Source organism: Sporosarcina ureilytica (assembly GCF_001753205.1).
Taxonomy (GTDB): Bacteria; Bacillota; Bacilli; order Bacillales_A; family Planococcaceae; genus Sporosarcina; species Sporosarcina ureilytica.
This window is the reverse complement of record NZ_CP017560.1, coordinates 2346069-2363477: the sequence shown is the minus strand read 5'-3', so window position 1 is coordinate 2363477 and position 17409 is coordinate 2346069. Positions and strand designations below refer to the sequence as shown.

Annotated in this window: 26 protein-coding genes; 20 read left to right on the top strand and 6 right to left on the bottom strand. The window is 37.1% G+C overall.

Going from position 1 to position 17409, the window contains the following annotated elements; translation table 11 throughout:
• Positions 1–26: 26 nt before the first annotated feature.
• Together BI350_RS11745 and BI350_RS16965 are read right to left on the bottom strand one after the other, a co-directional pair.
• A complete protein-coding gene (locus BI350_RS11745; RefSeq protein ID WP_075528290.1) occupies positions 27–992 on the bottom strand; it encodes a polysaccharide deacetylase family protein in 966 nt (321 codons plus the stop codon).
• Between the two features lie 37 nt (positions 993–1029).
• Entirely contained in the window at positions 1030–1200 is a 171-nt protein-coding gene (locus BI350_RS16965; protein WP_155767526.1) for a hypothetical protein, read from the bottom strand.
• A 275-nt stretch (positions 1201–1475) separates the two neighbouring features.
• Between BI350_RS16965 and BI350_RS11740 the strand changes: the two genes are divergently transcribed.
• The 3 genes from BI350_RS11740 (at position 1476) to BI350_RS11730 (ending at position 3561) form a co-directional block, all read left to right on the top strand.
• Positions 1476–2033 carry a DUF420 domain-containing protein gene (locus tag BI350_RS11740; RefSeq protein WP_075528289.1) on the top strand — a complete coding sequence of 186 codons (558 nt, stop codon included), beginning with the start codon at positions 1476–1478 and terminating at the stop codon, positions 2031–2033.
• A gap of 418 nt (positions 2034–2451) precedes the next feature.
• Entirely contained in the window at positions 2452–2931 is a 480-nt protein-coding gene (locus BI350_RS11735; RefSeq protein WP_075528288.1) for a metal-dependent hydrolase, read from the top strand.
• A 117-nt stretch (positions 2932–3048) separates the two neighbouring features.
• Positions 3049–3561, top strand: a complete 513-nt coding sequence (locus tag BI350_RS11730) for a GNAT family N-acetyltransferase (RefSeq protein ID WP_075528287.1) — start codon at positions 3049–3051, stop codon at positions 3559–3561.
• A gap of 22 nt (positions 3562–3583) precedes the next feature.
• Here the strand turns inward: BI350_RS11730 and BI350_RS11725 are convergent, their stop codons facing one another.
• The gene (locus tag BI350_RS11725) at positions 3584–3790 is read right to left on the bottom strand and encodes a hypothetical protein (RefSeq protein ID WP_075528286.1); all 207 of its coding nucleotides are present in this window, start codon (positions 3788–3790) and stop codon (positions 3584–3586) included.
• A 105-nt stretch (positions 3791–3895) separates the two neighbouring features.
• Here BI350_RS11725 and BI350_RS11720 point away from each other — a divergent pair, with 105 nt between their 5' ends.
• Entirely contained in the window at positions 3896–4633 is a 738-nt protein-coding gene (locus tag BI350_RS11720; RefSeq protein ID WP_082295061.1) for an SIMPL domain-containing protein, read from the top strand.
• 61 nt (positions 4634–4694) lie between these two features.
• On the opposite strand, the gene BI350_RS11715 is transcribed toward BI350_RS11720, so the two are convergent.
• Complete coding sequence (locus BI350_RS11715) at positions 4695–5411, bottom strand: 3-ketoacyl-ACP reductase (protein WP_075528285.1); 717 nt, start codon at positions 5409–5411, stop codon at positions 4695–4697.
• A gap of 190 nt (positions 5412–5601) precedes the next feature.
• Between BI350_RS11715 and BI350_RS11710 the strand changes: the two genes are divergently transcribed.
• The 12 genes from BI350_RS11710 to BI350_RS17095 all read left to right on the top strand — a co-directional run bounded on the left by BI350_RS11710 (position 5602) and on the right by BI350_RS17095 (position 11498).
• Positions 5602–6078: a DUF2975 domain-containing protein gene (locus tag BI350_RS11710; RefSeq protein ID WP_075529356.1), complete on the top strand. Its 477-nt coding sequence runs from the start codon at positions 5602–5604 to the stop codon at positions 6076–6078.
• 10 nt (positions 6079–6088) lie between these two features.
• Positions 6089–6304 (top strand): helix-turn-helix domain-containing protein, encoded by a 216-nt coding sequence (locus tag BI350_RS11705; RefSeq protein WP_075528284.1) that lies wholly within the window; start codon positions 6089–6091, stop codon positions 6302–6304.
• A 470-nt stretch (positions 6305–6774) separates the two neighbouring features.
• Positions 6775–7038, top strand: a complete 264-nt coding sequence (locus BI350_RS11700) for a hypothetical protein (protein ID WP_075528283.1) — start codon at positions 6775–6777, stop codon at positions 7036–7038.
• Between the two features lie 235 nt (positions 7039–7273).
• The gene (locus tag BI350_RS11695) at positions 7274–7891 is read left to right on the top strand and encodes an NUDIX hydrolase (protein ID WP_075528282.1); all 618 of its coding nucleotides are present in this window, start codon (positions 7274–7276) and stop codon (positions 7889–7891) included.
• 254 nt (positions 7892–8145) lie between these two features.
• Positions 8146–8670 (top strand): P-loop nucleotide/nucleoside kinase family protein, encoded by a 525-nt coding sequence (locus BI350_RS11690; protein WP_075528281.1) that lies wholly within the window; start codon positions 8146–8148, stop codon positions 8668–8670.
• A gap of 124 nt (positions 8671–8794) precedes the next feature.
• A complete protein-coding gene (locus BI350_RS11685; RefSeq protein ID WP_075528280.1) occupies positions 8795–9094 on the top strand; it encodes a TIGR04104 family putative zinc finger protein in 300 nt (99 codons plus the stop codon).
• A gap of 115 nt (positions 9095–9209) precedes the next feature.
• Positions 9210–9440, top strand: a complete 231-nt coding sequence (locus BI350_RS11680; protein WP_075528279.1) for a hypothetical protein — start codon at positions 9210–9212, stop codon at positions 9438–9440.
• 72 nt (positions 9441–9512) lie between these two features.
• A complete protein-coding gene (locus tag BI350_RS11675) occupies positions 9513–9743 on the top strand; it encodes a hypothetical protein (RefSeq protein WP_075528278.1) in 231 nt (76 codons plus the stop codon).
• Between the two features lie 206 nt (positions 9744–9949).
• Positions 9950–10237 carry a hypothetical protein gene (locus BI350_RS17260; protein ID WP_075528277.1) on the top strand — a complete coding sequence of 96 codons (288 nt, stop codon included), beginning with the start codon at positions 9950–9952 and terminating at the stop codon, positions 10235–10237.
• Positions 10238–10317: 80 nt separating this feature from the next.
• The gene (locus BI350_RS17255) at positions 10318–10548 is read left to right on the top strand and encodes a hypothetical protein (RefSeq protein WP_075528276.1); all 231 of its coding nucleotides are present in this window, start codon (positions 10318–10320) and stop codon (positions 10546–10548) included.
• A 250-nt stretch (positions 10549–10798) separates the two neighbouring features.
• Positions 10799–11167, top strand: coding sequence for a DUF4181 domain-containing protein (locus BI350_RS11655; RefSeq protein ID WP_075528274.1), 369 nt, complete (start codon positions 10799–10801; stop codon positions 11165–11167).
• Positions 11168–11339: 172 nt separating this feature from the next.
• The gene (locus tag BI350_RS17095) at positions 11340–11498 is read left to right on the top strand and encodes a hypothetical protein (RefSeq protein WP_168157267.1); all 159 of its coding nucleotides are present in this window, start codon (positions 11340–11342) and stop codon (positions 11496–11498) included.
• 306 nt (positions 11499–11804) lie between these two features.
• On the opposite strand, the gene BI350_RS11650 is transcribed toward BI350_RS17095, so the two are convergent.
• Complete coding sequence (locus BI350_RS11650) at positions 11805–12794, bottom strand: ornithine cyclodeaminase family protein (protein ID WP_075528273.1); 990 nt, start codon at positions 12792–12794, stop codon at positions 11805–11807.
• 292 nt (positions 12795–13086) lie between these two features.
• Here BI350_RS11650 and BI350_RS11645 point away from each other — a divergent pair, with 292 nt between their 5' ends.
• The 4 genes from BI350_RS11645 to BI350_RS11630 all read left to right on the top strand — a co-directional run bounded on the left by BI350_RS11645 (position 13087) and on the right by BI350_RS11630 (position 16575).
• On the top strand, positions 13087–13629 hold the full coding sequence (locus BI350_RS11645) for a helix-turn-helix domain-containing protein (protein WP_075528272.1): 543 nt from the start codon (positions 13087–13089) through the stop codon (positions 13627–13629).
• Positions 13630–13893: 264 nt separating this feature from the next.
• The gene (locus BI350_RS11640; protein WP_075528271.1) at positions 13894–15030 is read left to right on the top strand and encodes a betaine/proline/choline family ABC transporter ATP-binding protein; all 1137 of its coding nucleotides are present in this window, start codon (positions 13894–13896) and stop codon (positions 15028–15030) included.
• Positions 15023–15676: an ABC transporter permease gene (locus BI350_RS11635; RefSeq protein WP_075528270.1), complete on the top strand. Its 654-nt coding sequence runs from the start codon at positions 15023–15025 to the stop codon at positions 15674–15676. Before BI350_RS11640 ends, BI350_RS11635 begins: the two co-directional genes overlap by 8 nt.
• Before the next feature lie 2 nt (positions 15677–15678).
• Entirely contained in the window at positions 15679–16575 is an 897-nt protein-coding gene (locus BI350_RS11630) for a glycine betaine ABC transporter substrate-binding protein (RefSeq protein WP_075528269.1), read from the top strand.
• A gap of 36 nt (positions 16576–16611) precedes the next feature.
• On the opposite strand, the gene BI350_RS11625 is transcribed toward BI350_RS11630, so the two are convergent.
• Positions 16612–17391, bottom strand: coding sequence for a helical backbone metal receptor (locus BI350_RS11625; RefSeq protein ID WP_075528268.1), 780 nt, complete (start codon positions 17389–17391; stop codon positions 16612–16614).
• Positions 17392–17409: the final 18 nt, after the last annotated feature.

Here is a 17409-nt window from a genome sequence, read left to right as displayed (position 1 = left end):
ATTATTGGCGGTTTTTTATTGTGCATTTATTGTTCAATTCGTTTTTCATCCAACATTTCAGAAACGGTTCCGAGTACATAGCCTTTATCTTTTATTTCTTGAATCATTTGCCCAAGCCCTTCTGCAACGGGCTTGGTAGGATGCATTAAAATCATCGCCCCGTTATGCACTTCCGATACAACTCGTTTAACCATCCGTGATGTTTCTGGTTTTTTCCAGTCGATGGTATCCACTGTCCAAAGAATGGTGAACATGTCCAATTCCCGAGCGATTGTTACGGTTTCATCGTTAAAACTACCACTTGGCGGGGCGAACCATTGTGGTTTAATTGATAAAGTTTCTTCTATGATATCGTTTGTCTTTTTTAGTTCATTCATCGTTTGGCTGCGGGAATAAAATTTAAGATCGGGATGACTATAAGCATGGTTGCCGATTTCGTGGCCTTTATCGTAAATTGCCTTCGCCAAATCCGGATTATTTTTAACCCAACTTCCATCGAAGAAAAAGGCTGCACGGACATGATGTTGCTGTAAGGTGTCCAAAATATCGGGAATAAATTCATTGCCCCAAGCGACGTTAATTAATAGGGTGACCATTGGTTTTTCAGGATTGCCTTTGTAAATAGGGGAAGGCGATAAATCAGCCAAATGGACTTTAGGTGAAACTTCTTTATAGACAATCAGCTTTTCATCGAATGTTTCATTTGGCCACATCGCTAAATAACTTTCTTCAATGTCAACTTCAAGTCCATTATAGCCAGGTATTGCTTTCCAGACAGTGTCCACTTTCGCGTCAATCGGCTCACGATTATTTTCGTTCGCGTAGGCGTGAATCTGTTCTAGTAAGTTCTCATTTTCAAAGTTCGTAGGGATTAGATTGGCTGACGTTTGAATGCTTGCGGTTTGTTCATTTGGATTCGCTGTAATTACTTCAAGTACGAGAACAATTACAGCGATATAGATAATACTAACGAATAGAAATGGTTTTTTCATCTTAAATCTCCTATATGAGATAGAAGTTCTACTCAAGCTATTTTTTACGTTTTGATTTGTTTTTCTGGCGTTTAGGTTTAGTTAATTCGGCAAATTCCTCTGCCATTTCCGCTTTCATATCGCCAGGCTGTATCTTTTGGTTTTTCGGTGTTTGCGGTAAGGACTTTGAATTATTACTCTTTCCTTTATGATCATCTCTTCCCATCATCAAAAACCTCCTTTTACTTATTCCTCTTTAATATGGTCTATAAAATTAATTTTATGTATGAAAACGGAGTATAAATTTCATGGGATTGAGCGGACAACATGTGCGTTTGCTCGTACAATCTATCGTATTCAGAGGATATCTGAACGCACATCCATAATTTTGCCACATCTTTTTGACAAGCATCAAAACTTTTACAATTAAATGGTTATGATAGAATCGGTATGTTAAAGTAATGAGAAAGAACTTCAGAAAAGTATATTGGAGTGAATGATTAAATGGCTAGTAGTAAAATAGAGAATATCAGCCCAAACTTTAAAAAACGTAATTACAAACCAGCAATTATTATCCTTTCAATTATTTTAATAGGGGCAATTGGTGTATTGGCCGGACTTCCGGGGTATGAAGATTTTGATGCGTTTGATGTGACAATTTTACCGCTCTTGAATGCAATTTTTAATACGTTTACTTTTATATTTTTGTTGTTTGCACTTCTTGCGATCATCAAGAAAAACGTTACACTCCATCGCCGTCTTATTTATGCGGCTTTTGTGACGACGTCGCTGTTTTTAGTGTCATACGTGACATTTCACTTTTTAGCGCCGTCAACCCCGTTTGGCGGAGAAGGATTGATTGCAGGTTTTTATTACTTCATTTTAATTACCCATATTGTGCTTGCGGCGGCGATTGTTCCATTGGCGTTAACGAGTGTTGCGCGTGCTTGGAATATGGAAAATGAACGTCACCGTAAAATCGCGCGTTGGACAATGCCGATTTGGCTGTATGTCAGCCTTACAGGAGTACTAGTTTATATTTTGATTTCACCATATTATTAATTAACGAAGATCATAGTTGGACGTTTTCGTCTACTATGATTTTTTTTTAATTACGACGTTTTTTCATTTATTTAGGACGAAATAGCGTCGTAGAATACGTACCAGTAATGTCATACAGAACCTCATTAGTCTAATTAATTCATTACCTAATTCTAGAAAAAGAATGCAACGTTTGTATAAAAGTAATCAACGTTTACGGGAAAGAACGCAACGCTAGTGAAAGAATGCAACGTTTGTATAAAAGTAATCAACGCTTATGCGAAAGTAATCAACGTTCACCGTAAAGAATACAACGCTAGCGAAAGAATATAACGTTGTCGAAAGTTTTCCATTTAGAGTGTACATTATTGAGTCGAACGTATGATTCAATCCGTGGATAAATTATGCTATTATGGAAAAGGTTAAAGGAGGGAAAAGCATGACAGGGAAAACTCACATCTTAGGCGGTATTGCAGCAAGTCTTGCTTATGCCCACATCGCAAATGAGGATCCAATGATTATGGTAGGTGCCGGGATTGTAGGCGCTCTTCTACCAGATATTTGCCATAGTGGTAGTAAATTAGGAAGAAAATTACCGCTACTATCGAAAATCATCAATACATTATTTGGACATCGTACTTTTACACATAGTTTATTATTTTTGGTCCTGATCGCCTCGTTAATGAACGCGTTCTTTCCGAACGATGTTGTGAAAACTGGAATCTTAGTTGGCATGGTCAGTCATTATATCTTAGACATGGCAACAAGAAATGGCATTAAATTATTTTTTCCGCTTAACTTAACGGTTCGGTTTCCAGTAACAACGAGAACCGGCAGCAAAGTAGAAGGCATTGTGTTTAGTATATTGACACTAATTTCGTTTTATTATGGTTTCCAAGTACTTGGTTTTTATTTGTAAAAAGATGGAACATTTTAGATTCGCATATTGCGGGTCTTTTTTGTTTTCTAAAAATAAAGGTTTTCAAAGGAGTTTATTGAATAGGAATATAAAATAGAGGGGAAAGGGAGTTGCGGAATGTTCATTCGAAAAGCGGCAGTAGAAGATGTGAAGGGCATTGCGAAAGTTCATGTTGACAGTTGGAGAACCACTTATCAGGGAATTGTTCCGGATTCATATTTAAATAGTCTCGCTTATGAAGAACGAGAAAAGATTTGGATACGTGGGATAAAGGAAAATGAGATTTATATTGTGGAAGATGAAAGCGGTCAACTTGTCGGATTTGCAACAGGCGGAAAAGAGCGTACAGGCAAATATAACGAGTACCTAGGTGAGTTGTATGCGATTTATTTATTGGAGGCAGCGCAAGGGAAAGGGCTTGGCCGGAAGCTTTTTAATCGGGTTGTAGAAGATTTACAGGATAAGAATTTAGATTCAATGCTCATTTGGGCGTTGGCGGATAATCCGGCTTGCCACTTCTATGAAAAGCTAGGTGGAAAGAAAGTCGACACTGCTGAAATAGAAATTGCTGGGAAAGAGTTGAAGGAAGTTGCATATGGTTGGGATTGTTTATCCAATATAGAAAAATAAAGAAAGACCTTATCAGTGAAAATTAATTTTCTTCACAAGTTGCGGTTTTGAGTGCTAAGAGATGTTTTTGACTGACGATCAAAGTGCCTCCATTGTCTACACAACCCTCCATAATCGGCATATTTGCTTGATGGTTTTTGGTCATTTGAATAAACCGTCCAGTACCAATAGCTAATATGAAGATGCTTAATATTATTGCGATTAAGGTATTTCGTTTATTTTTAGACAATGACAATCACCTCTTTCATAATCATTAGTTTAGCATGAATACTAGTCTGTTGGGGCGAAAATCATGAGTTTTTTACTAGAAGATTTCTGAGGACAATTTAGATTGATGCAGAGTAAGAAAAATGACTTGTGTTTTATTTCATACGAAATACATACAATTAAACGAGTGAATCGTAAAGAAGGGATGGAAGTCATTTATTATCCGTATGTCCTGCAAAATACTCGACGAAAAGAGAGCGTGATGACGGTGATTGGAACTGGCAGTATCACGTTACCACCGGATACTGTTCAAGTTCACGTAGAAGTACGAACTGAAAATGAAAAATTAACTATTGCCCAACAAGAAAATGCAACTGCGATGAACCAAGTGATTGAGGCGTTATTGAATTTTGGAATTGAGAATGAGCATATACAAACTGTATCCTATAATATTACTCCTCAATATGATTATATCGATGGGGAACAACGATTTAGGGGATATGAAGTCTCTAATGTGATCAATGTAACGAGTGTAGTCATTGATAAAATTGGTGCCATCATTGATTTGGCTGTTGAAAATGGCGCAAACGGCATATCAAACATTCAATTTTTCGTTGCAGATGAACAAGCGGCGTACAGAAAAGCATTAAATGAAGCATTGAACGATGCTACTGAGAAAGCGCAATCGATGGCAGAAACAATGCATCTTCAAATTGACCCGATTCCGATTAAGATTGTGGAAGAACGGAGAGAAGCGCCAATCATTCCTCGAATGTTTGTCGCAAAGGAGATGAGTGGCACAACACCGATTGAACCTGGACAATTAACAATTAACGCTTCTGTCACCGTACAATTTAACTATTGAAAGCGAAAAAATTGAAGAAGATTAGAAAAGCCTTCCAAAATTGAGGAAGGCTTTTTGCGTATTAAGGATTTGTCGACCATAAACCAGCGGATTTAACGAAAACACGTGGGTGAAGCTTTAATTGTGCGACCATTAATTCAGCTAGATCTTCTGGCTGCATCACGTTGTCAGGATTGCCGTCAGTTAGATTTTCTGCAAATGCTAAATCAGTTGCAACTGTGCTCGGTGTGAGTGCTGTTACGCGAATGTTATGCTTTCTAACTTCTTGCATTAGAGATTCCGTTAGTCCAATCAGGCCAAACTTAGATGCACTGTATGCAGCAGTTACAGGACCGCCTCTTTCACCTGCAGTGGAAGAAATATTAATAATGTCTCCCGAACTTTGTTCAATCATGCTAGGAAGTACAGCTCTTGTAACGTTATAAACGCCCATTAGGTTAATATCGATAATATTTTTAAACTCATCTGGAGATAAATCTAGGAACTTACCAAATTTGGCAACCCCAGCATTGTTAATTAAAATATCAATGGTACCTAGTTCGGTTTGGATATGTTCCACAGCTTTCTGAGCAGATTCAATATCCGAAACATCCGCAGTTGCCATCGTGACCTCAACGCCATATTCGGCAATTTCTTCTGCTACTTTTTCTAGGTTTGCGCCTGTTCTTCCAACTAACCCTACATTGATCCCTTCTTTAGCAAATGCAATCGCTGTTGCACGTCCAATTCCTCTGCCTGCGCCTGTAATTAACGCCGTTTTTCCTTTTAAATTTTGCATAGTATGACTCCTTTATTTATACATATTTATCACGGTAATTATAACAAAGAAAGTCTATATATCCGAAAGATTAGGCTCAAACGATTAGCGTTAAGGATCATAATAAAAGCCATTAAAGGATAAATATTTATTGATAAACGATAAACGTCCTGTTACTATTAAAACAACAAAAATAATTGAGGTGCTTTTTATGAAACAAGGTTCAACACTCTTTTTAAAAATCGCTGTTTTTCTCATGGGAATTCCAGTCCTTGCGCTCGGTATATTTGGTGCGACTTGGTTAGCAAAGAACCCTTTTAATTCATATTATGACCAAATTCTCTATCCAATCGTAATAGGCATGTATCTATCGGTAATTCCGTTTTTTATTGCGTTGTACCAGGCATTTAAACTCTTAAGCTTTATTGATAAAAACAAAGCTTTTTCTGAGCGTTCTGTTAAAGCTTTAAAAAATATTAAACGTTGCGCAATGGTTATTAGTGGTTTGTATGTGATCGTATTACCATTTGTATTTTTCGTCGCAGAGCTAGATGATGCACCGGGACTGATTATAGTTGGAATGGTTCCTATCTTTGCTTCAATGGTGATCGCAGTCTTTGCAGCTGTTCTTCATAGACTTTTACAAGAAGCGATTCGTATGAAAACAGAAAATGATTTGACGGTTTGAGGTGAAAACAATGGCGATTATCATTAATATAGATGTGATGTTGGCGAAAAGGAAGATGAGTGTAACAGAGCTTTCCGAGAAGGTAGGCATCACAATGGCTAATATTTCAATATTGAAAAACGGAAAGGCAAAAGCAATTAGATTTTCGACTTTAGAGGCCATTTGTCAGGCATTAGACTGTCAGCCAGGGGATATTATAGAATACAAACCCGATGAAGTGGATTGAAAAAGTTGCTAAACATAAATGTAAAGGAGCTTGGTAAAATATTAACGAGTTCGTTACATAGGAAGAAAACGTTAAAACGCACAGTAAATGGGAACACAATTCGCACATGAATTGTGTTCCTATTTTTGTTGATATATCAATAGTTAAGACGATTTCCGATAGTAAACCGTACTACAATTGGTAATCGAATTAATCACAGCACATAAATTTATGGAGCCTCTGGGAATTACGTTGTTGATACGCTTGTTAATTGGTGGGTGGGATGGTTCCCTTGAAGTTAATTCTGAATTAATTGAAAACATAGAAGGGAGCAATGTATTTTGTGCTAAAATAGATTATATGTTGACGGTTTATTCAACAAACTGGTCAGATTGCGGAATAACAACTCTTGGTGATTTTTAATTATTTTTCTAGTTATTTTGTAAATTGATTTTTTTGAATTGGATTAAAGTCGGTAAAGGAGTGATGAAATGAAGAAAGTATTTGAAGCTAGATATAACGGCCATCAAATACGAGTGGAGAATAGATGGTTTGCTGGTGAAAAGTTGTATGTAGATGGGGAATTGCAGGATGAAAATATTGGCCTGGCATTTAGAGCGACGTTAACTGGAAAATTGAGAATTGATAGTAATGAATCGAAGAACATAAAGGTGGCTATCGGTGGTTATTTTAAAATCCATTGTAAAATCTTTGTCGATAATGTATTAGTTCCTTCTCATCAAATTAAAACTTAGATAAATCTATTAAAAACAAGTTGGTTGTGAGGGGATATTGAAAGCATACAACGTCTTTCAGCAAAGTCGGATAAAGTATGAAAAAATGGCTATTATCTAGTGGTTCACTTATCGGGCGCAGTTGTTGAAGAAACACTGTGCCTCAATCGGGACAGATTGAGGCATGGGATCTTTTGGATTGCGAGCAAAGGTTGGTTAATTCTATTATGAGAAATTCAACGGAGAGTGATTTAAGATGGAACCTAAATGGCTTGAATGGGCAAAACAATTACAATCTATTGCACAGGCGGGCTTAACCTATTCGAAAGATAAATATGACATTGAAAGATTTGAAATGATAAGGAATATTAGCGTTGAAATGCTATCGCAACAAACGAAAATGGACAACAATGTTATAAAAGAATTATTTGCAAATGAAACAGGTTACGCTACGCCTAAGGTTGATGTTAGAGCAGTTGTTTTCAAAGATAATAAAATTTTAATGGTTAAAGAAGACGTTGAAAATGTTTGGGCTTTGCCAGGGGGATGGGGTGATATTGGCCTGTCTCCAAGTGAGGTTGCGGTAAAAGAAGTACAAGAAGAATCGGGGTTTGAAGTGAAGGCGACTAAATTGATTGGTGTAATGGATAAAAAATTTCATCCCCACCCATCGTCTGCCTATCACGTTTATAAATTTTTTATTCAGTGTGAAATCATTGGCGGGAAAGCGGAAACGGGCATAGAAACGAGTGCAGTTGATTTCTTTGCTGAAAATGAATTGCCTCCCTTATCGGTAGCAAGAAATACAGAATCACAAATACAATTGGCTTTTAAACATTTACATAATCCGCAGCAGCCAGTATACCTTGATTGAAATAATAAAACTAAAGTAAACTGTGCCGCAATCGGGCGCAGTTGTTGGATAGGAATTGTGCTTCAATTGGACCAGATTGTTCAAGAGGAACTATATCAATTTGATTTAATACATAGGGGGTAATGTATGAAACAGGTTGGAATTATCTTGGGCATAGTAGGGCTGTGCCTGAATGGGACCAACTAATTGAGTAATTCATATAAAAAGATGGAAGGTTGGCCAATAAAAAGTCAGGAGAAAGTAGAGGTGTATCCATGTTTTTTGTTCAAATGTCTGGATTCCCTGGTTCAGGGAAGTCCACAATATCCCGAGAAATTGGTAAGAGAACTGGTGCGATTGTAGTAGACCATGACATTGTTAAATCTGCTTTATTAAACTCGATAGAGGACAATCCAATTGACATGAAAATTGCCGGTAAAATTTCATACAGTATTGATTGGTCTTTAATTGATTTTCACTTATCACAAGGGCAAAATGTTGTATTCGATAGCCCGTGTCTTTATCAAGAAATGATTGTTAGGGGCAGGGATTTGTCTGAAAAGTATAATGTGAAATACAAATATGTTGAATGCTATCTAAACGACTTTCAAGAGATTAATTATAGATTGAAAAACCGTGAAAGAATGATAAGCCAAATCAAGGAAATAAACTCTGAAGAGGCTTTTAAATACACAATAGAAAACAGCAAAAAACCAAATGACATTCAGTGCTTGCTTATTGATACTAGTAGGCCGTTAGAAAGCTACATTGATGAAGTTATAAATTACATAAATGTATGAGTAATGAATATTCCTTAATTCAAGTATCGGGCGCAATTCTTTAATAAGGATTAGCGCCTATTCAGTAATAGGGCCATTTTGCGTAATGGTTGATGTTATATATTACAGTAATGGAGTAATTAAAATGCCAACTTGTCAAAACTGTCACCGTAGATGGAGCTGGAAGCAGCCTTTTAATAAGTCCTTTACATTAATTGGTGGAATGATTTGTCCTTATTGTGGTGAAAAACAGTATCTGACAGCACGTATGAGAAAAAGAAGTGCATTAATGCCTTTTATAATAGTCCCCTTGATATTGGTAGGTAATCATTTCCTTGGACCTTCCTATGTTGCCATATTTGCATTTTTAGGTTTACTTCCTTTGTTTTTTATAATTAATCCTTTTTTTGTTGAATTACCGAATGAGGAAGAACCCCTCATTTGATGATTATCCCAGAATCAGGCGCAATTCTGGAATAAGAGTTGTGCCTAGATCGGGCCAGTTTGCAGGATAAGCCTAGTTTTTCTAATCAAATTATGAGCTATCAAAGGATGGTCTTATGAAAAGTAAAAATTATAGCAAACGGAATATTATTCAGTGGATTGCATTTGGGATTGTAATGCTCACACTTGTTCTAAAAATAGTTTTACTTTCCACAGGAATTGCTTACAATCTAACGGATATCACAATGGATGCCATAACTTGGACAGGATTTTCAATAGGAATTATTTTAATTTTAATTTCATATTTATTTCCTGAAACCACCAAAAATAATGCAGCTTCCAACTAATGGGCGCGATTCTCAAGGAAGGATTTGCGCCCCGTATTGTAGAGTTGAGCTAGTAAAACAGGGGGTGTAAACATGGATTTGTTACTTTGGATAACCGTGGGTTTCATCATAATTGGATTTGTTGTTCTTGTTTCCATGAAAAAAAGTATGGAAATGAAGGTCGCTTTATTAAAAGAAAATAAGGAAAGTGTGGATGGTAAACAGATTTCACCTAAACCCGTTATTTGGTGGGTATGGGGAGCCGTTCTTTGGGGAATAGTAAGCATCTTTTTAATCGTATGGTCTTTTTCTGTTTATACGTAAAATGGATTTTTGGACGAAGTAATTCATTTTTATGAAATACTATATTTAAACAATCGGGCGCAGTTCTTTAATAAGGATTAGCGCCTATTATGTAATAGGGCCGAATTTTGGAAGAACAATTATAAGAATTTCTTTTGTGTTAGGAGAAATCATATGAGTCCAAGTGAACTAATCTACTTTTTTTAGTTGGAGTTGCAGTAGTAATTGTGATAACAATTCTGTGGTTTATTTTTAGAAGGAAAAGAAGAGTAGGAATTGCGTTAACGAGTATCCTTGTCTTAGGGTTTATTGGATATGTTCTTTATTTTCCTACGTTGAAAACGGATAAGCATTCTGAAGCGTATGAAATCGTAAGTGATTATCTAGATAAAAACTACCCCAATAGGGTATTCACGGTTGTACCAGAACATTATGAAGCTGGATATACGGTTGTCCAACACAGCAAGAGCTTTGGCGTGAAATCCAATCGCATTATGAAAGTCCTTATTCGTTAAATAAAGACCTTGCGGAAATAACTAAAATAGATGAATGGATTGATGGTGAGCTGACAGCCTTTGCATTAACTATTAATGATATGCCTGCCATTGCCCTATTTAATTACTCAAAAGCAGGTTATGGATTATTAGAGTTACAGGAAGGAGAGCGTGAAGGTTACGTTATCATTGAAAAAGAGGGTTATGTATTTATCTATGCAGATGAACGCTATCAAGGAAAAACAGTTTCAGCAAATTTGGGAAATAGTAAGGAAATGACTTTCAATGTCGACCAACAAAAAGGACAATTGATCATCGAGAAACAACAGTAATGACTATCTAGCTAGTTCTCAAACGGGCGCACTTCTGGAATAAGATTTGCGCCCTATTATAACACCCACTTTCTGAAGTTCTTTTGTGATTAGCATAATAAAAAACATGACCAACTAATACGACTGATGTATGTTTTTCAGCATATCCTGCCAATAACTTTGATGCCTTTTCAGCCCTATCCTTTGCTTCTTTCAAGGATTCGCAACCTCTTACTGAAACGGGTCAAAATATAAAGAAGTGAGGGGTATTATGGGATTTGTTTTGTTTTTTATAATCATATTTATTATAAGTGTTCCGTTAGATAGACTCTTGAATAAATTATTTAAAGTAGAAAAAAAGAAAATCTCAGATACCTCTGGGAAAAAGATTGACCAATGGGGTAGAGGTATTATTACAGTCATTTTTTTATGTGGTCTAATCTATGTTATCTATACGGAAGTAGAATGGAATGTGGCAAGATGGTATTTCATTTCCCTTGTCATTGCACAAAATGGATTGCAATTTATTTTGGAATGGAAGTACCTTAAAAGTACAAATCAATATATAGTGACATTAATATATTTATTGATAGGTTCAGTTTTGATTTATAATATGGAAAATTTAATTGGGTTGTTTTAAGAGTATTCAGTGGGAATATTTTAGGAATGTAATATTCTATAATCGCGCGCAACTCTTTAATAAGAATTGGCACCTATTCAGTAATAGGTACAAATTAGTTGAAGATTAATATGGTAGTTATTGTATCGCATTTGACAAAAAATGCGACGGTAACGAAAGGGTTGAAACCAAAATGAACGATACAGGTAAATCAGTAGCTAGAACGGGTATTACATTCGGTTCAGCGTTGGCAATCGCAATATCTTGGAGTATACACAAATCAATTTTATGGGCATGTATTCATGGTTTTTTTAGTTGGTTATATGTAATCTATTATGCTTTTACAAGATAAACTTGATGGACATTTCGAACATAATGTGTAATAGGTATTTATTCAACTGTGGTGTAGCGCTGACTTTGCGCTACATGGATGACTAATGGGCGCAGTTGTTTAGAAAGACATATTCAAGTTGCAACAATAAAATACGACAATTAAAAACGCACAGAACTGTGCGTTTTTAATGCCTTTTATACTGTCAATTTGGGTACGAATCATATGATAACTAATCTGATAATGGAGGTGCGTTTTGCATTTTCTCTCCATCAACCGAACCTGTTAGTAAAATATCCAAGCTCTTTTACATTTTACTCGTTATCGTCAAATCTCAGTGCGCAAGCCAATCTTTTGTTCGTTCGCTATTTTATAAACCCCTTTAGCTACGGCTAAGTCGAAATAAGCAGCACCGACACATTTGAAAAATGTAATTTCTTCTTCGTTTGTCCGTCCGTCAATGTTATCGGTTACCAGTTCTTTTAATTCACCGTGTAACGCTTCGAAACTCCAGTCTGGTTGCTCAGCTGCATGAATTAATTCGCCAGCTTCTTCTTTTATGCCATCTAAATCATCGACGACAATTTTACTTGCTCGTTGAATAAATTCAAAATCTACTTCGCGCATATGCGGTAAATAAGAGCCAACTCCGTTTACGTGGGTTCCAGGTTTCACGTCTTTTCCATCAAATACAGGTTCTGAGGAGCGTGTACTACAGCAAATAATATCAGCTTGACGAACCGCTACTGCAACATCTCGAATAACTTCAATTTGAATCTCTTCGTTAATGCCAAATGAACGAAGCTTTTCGCCGAACTGAATAGCCTTTTCCTCAGTTGGGTTCACGAGTAAAATTTGTTTAATATTGCGGACAGCTAAGACGCCTAATACTTGTTCGAACGCCATGCCGCCCGTACCAATAACTGTTAAAACTGCAGCATCCTCTCTTGCCAATCTCGCGGTCGCTAAACCACTTAATGCACCCGTTCGTAAACGAGTTAAGTAAGATGCATTCATCAACGCCAAATGTTCGCCATTTGTCGCATCTGTGACTAACAGTACTCCTTGAGTGGTTGGTTTTCCAATTGCAGGGTTATCCGGGAAGATTGTAACGGCTTTCATTGTTGCGATTTCATCTACAAGGTCCGCGCTCGGCATATATAACGAAGACGCACTCCGTTCAGGGAATTCAATCACTGTACGATTCGGATTATCGATTTTATCCTTTGCCATTGCTTGTAATACTTTTTCAACATCAAGTAAAGCTTCGTTCATTCCATAAATCGATTGGATTTCTTTTTCATTAATGATAAGCATGCGTATAGCCTCCTAAATAATTAAACGTCCAATTCTGACCACGTCATATTGCCTAAAGGAATCCTATGACAGGAATTAAGAGCGTTGTAATAATTGTCGCAATTATAACTGGAATTAAAACGGTAGTAGTTGAGAAACCCAGATATGTTGTGGCATTAGAAAAACATCTTTTGCCTCATTGTTTTCCTACTAATTCTATACAAAATTAAAGTAATACTTCAATTTGAACTATTTTTATCATAGTGCTATTATAAAATTCTGTCAACTATGCATGAGATAGGGGGAGAAGAGAATGGAAGAAAATTTAGGGATACTGATTAAACAAATACGAAAACAGAAAAAGATGACATTGAAAAGTCTTTCTGAGCAAACTGAACTCTCGATTAGTTTTTTATCGCAGTTAGAAAGAGGAAAATCTTCTGCGACATTAAATTCATTAAAAAAGATATCATTGGCACTCGATGTCAATCCGGGATACTTTTTCAATGATGTAACAGAAGAGGGAGAAGTCACATCGAGTGATGCTTTGAAAACCCGGCAAATTACAAGTCCACAATTTTCGTATAAAGACTTAAGCGGTCAATTAGTAAATCCGGCATTTGCGCCAATGTTAATCACACTGAAACCAGGACAAAATGAAGGAGAGTCATTTTCGCATGCAGGCCAAGAGTTTTTATATGTTTTAAAAGGAGAGCTCACTTTACAAATTGAAGATAGGACTCAAACCCTTCAGCCGCATCAATCCATTATGTTTGATTCCAATCAAGTGCATTACTGGTATAACTATACAAACGACGAAGTCCAATTTTTATGCATTTCATACGACGAAAAATAATGAATGAAAACACTCACATTCTATTGGGCAATTAGAATGTGAGTGAATATAGATAGAGTGATAGCTATAGCTGACTAGTGGAGATTTCGAATAGCTACTTTATCGCTCGAAAAATCCGAAGAGATGCCCTTTTTAGAAAATTATGTGCAAAACTTATTTAAGTATGTTAGGCTAGATAAATACCTGTTTTAAAAATTTATTAGGAGGTTGATAGAGAGTTTTAAAGATGACTATATTTGTTTCTAACTACTACAGGAGGTTCTTATGATTAAGTTTGAAAATGTAACGAAAACGTATGAAGGCGGATTTCAAGCCGTCAAGTCTGTCAATTTTGAAATTAAAGAAGGTGAATTACTCGTTCTGATAGGTCCGAGTGGTTCAGGTAAATCAACAACGATGAAAATGATTAATCGCATTATCCCTCACACAAGTGGAACGGTATCAATTGATGATAAAGACATTAAGTCGTATAAAGCTTCCGAGCTCAGGCGTAATATTGGCTATGTCATCCAGCAAATTGGGCTATTTCCGCACTATACAATTGAAAAGAATATTGCAATCGTTCCACAACTCAAAGGGTGGGATGCAAAAGATATTCAACCACGAGTCAAAGAACTGCTTGAATTGGTCGGTCTAGACCCCAAAATCCACGCGACCCGCTATCCTAAAGAACTTTCCGGTGGTCAACAACAACGAGTTGGAATTGCTCGGGCACTTGCATCCAATCCAGATATTATTTTAATGGATGAACCTTTCAGTGCGCTAGATCCAATTACTCGCGAACAGCTACAAGCTGAACTTTTAACATTGCATAAAAAGTTAAAGAAAACGATTGTTTTCGTAACACATGACATGGATGAAGCTTTAAAAATGGGTGACCGTATTGCAATTATGAAAGACGGTAAATTACTTCAGTTAGATACTCCAGAGAAATTACTACATGAACCAGCCCATGGATTTGTGGAAGAGTTTATTGGCAAACACCGCATTATCCAAAATCCTGAACTAATGCCAGTTACTGAGATTATGTCAGAAACTATCGTTACTTCTCCCCCTCAGCGTTCTCCGGAAAGAGCACTTGCTCTGATCCGTCAACGTAAAATAACAAACCTTGTCATTTTAGATGACGACCAGAAACTATTAGGTATTGTATCGGCTTATGACTTAATTAAAAAGTTTGATGTGATCGATACAATTGACGATGTAATGGTTCCTGCAAAACCAGTTTTGCTTGATACGGCAACTGCAAAAGACGCCATCGTGATGATTGACGAAGCACCTTTTGGGATGATTCCGGTTGTTGATAAAAACCAAATAATAGTAGGACTTGTTACACGCGGTTCCTTACTCTCCGCTATGTCCAGTCAATGGACGGAAACGGAGGAAGATACAAATGAATAACATGAATATATGGCAACAACTTGCTGAACAAACGCAGTTAAGATGGATTGAAGTGCTTGAATCTACATTCGTCCACATCCAACTCGTCTTCTTTTCGATGATTATTGCCACTGTTCTTGCCGTCACGCTAGGCATTGTCGCTACCCGAGTACCATGGTTAAAAACATTATTACTTGGCGGAGCAGGTGTTCTGCAAACGATTCCAAGTTTAGCGTTACTTGGGTTCATGATTCCGATTTTTGGTATTGGTGTCAAAACAGCGATTGCGGCGCTTTTTCTATACTCGTTACTGCCGATTATGCGAAATACGTATACCGGAATTAAAGACGTTGACGCGGCAACCGTTGAAGCTGCGAAAGGTGTCGGGATGACGAATATGCAAATTTTGTTTAAAATCGAATTACCGCTTGCCGTTCCGATTATTATGGCAGGGATTCGTACAGCTGCAGTGATTAACGTTGGAAATGCAACGCTTGCCGCATTCATCGGTGCAGGTGGACTCGGGGACTTTATTTTCCTTGGGATTACCCGTGGAATAGATGGGTTAATTTTACTTGGCGCCATTCCTGCAACGCTTCTTGCGATCATGATAGAAACGTTCTTTAGTGCAGTTGAACGTTGGTCGACGCCGGAAGGATTGAAATAAGCATGAAAAAGAAAAATCTATTCATTCGAGGCGTATTGTTAACAATAATTCTAACAATGTTAGCAGGTTGTATTTTTATTGAAAAAGATACGATTCGCGTAGGTTCTCGGAATAATACGGAAAGTATTATTTTGTCTAACATTATGGGACAGTTGATTGAAGACAGATTAGGCATTGACGTTCTTTACAAAGAGAATCTTGGTGGTTCAAACGTTGTCTGGAATGCGATGACGAATGGCCATATCGATGTGATTCCTGACTATACAGGCACAATTGTTGTTTCTTATTACCATGAAGAACCTGGAACTGCAGAAGAAACATTAGCAGCTACAAAACGACTTGTTGACGGAGATGGCATTGTTGCATTTAACACATTTGGTTTCAATAATACGTACACCCTTGCTTTTGATGAAAAGAAAGCCGAGGAACTGGGTGTTGTGACATTTAGCGATTTCGCTGAATATGCACCCGACTTTGTGTTAGGGGCTGTCTTCGAATTCATTGATCGACCTGATGGACTGCCAGGTTTTCAAAAAGAATACGATCTATCGTTCAAAGACGTAAAAGGAATGGACCATGGAATGATGTACCGTTCCATCAACGCAGGTGAAGTAGATGTCATTAACTCTTATACGACAGATGGTCAGTTGCAAGTATACGATTTACGTGTATTAGAAGATGATCAATCATTCTTCCCACCGTATCATGCACTTCCGCTAGTACGAAAAGAAACATTAGAAGAATATCCTGAACTCGAAGAAGTACTTAGGCTTTTAGAAGGAAAGATTGATGAAGAAGCGATGCAAATTATGAATGGAAAAGTCGATAATGATGGCATGATGGTTGAACGAGTTGCTGAGGAATTTTTAATTGAAACAGGGCTAATTGAAAAGAAATGATTTGGAAAGCGCACCCACAGCAAGGGTGCGCTTTTATTAGGATTCTGTAAAATTGTTTTTGAGGTAGTTTGCAGCTTCTAGCATATTGGCACCGTACCAAAGCATCTCGCCATCGATGAGTTTGGGGACAGTGTTTTTTAATGTCGTCCTCAATTCCATGACATGTTTTTCAGTGAAAGCATACGGTTCAGTTGCTAAGAGCAAATAATCTAGTTTAGCGCGTTGTATGTCTTCAAAAGAAACGATTGGATAGCGGCTCTCAAGTGTTTTGAAAGGATTAACAGTATTCATTGCTTCCAATACGGATTGTATGTAAGTTGAATGTCCAACGACCATATAAGGGTCTTTCCAAATGACATAGGCGACTCGCTTACCGTGGAGGTTTGGTAAATTTGCAAACGCTTCATTAATTCTTTGGATAAGTGAAGTGGCCTCGTGTTGCCTATTTGTGATGCTTCCAATGTCTCGAATCATGCGGTCATTCTTTTCAATCGATTGAACTTCAAAAACATAAACTGGAAATTCATGTTCTAATTGCTGAACGATTTCTTTCGTGTTTTCTTCTTTTTCAGCGATAATTAAATCCGGCTTCAGGTCACGTATTTTATTCAAGTTAATTTCTTTTGTTCCGCCAACAATTGCAGCCTTTTCCACCTTGTTTTTTGGATAAATACAATAGCGTGTGCGTCCAACAATTTCATTTTCGAGTGCTAATGAAAATAAAGTAGCTGTAATGGCAGGACAAAGGGAAATAATCCTTTTTGGTGAGGAGGCAAGCTGTACTTTTCTACCTAGATGATCAATGAATTCCAACATAATTACAAATCCTTTCTA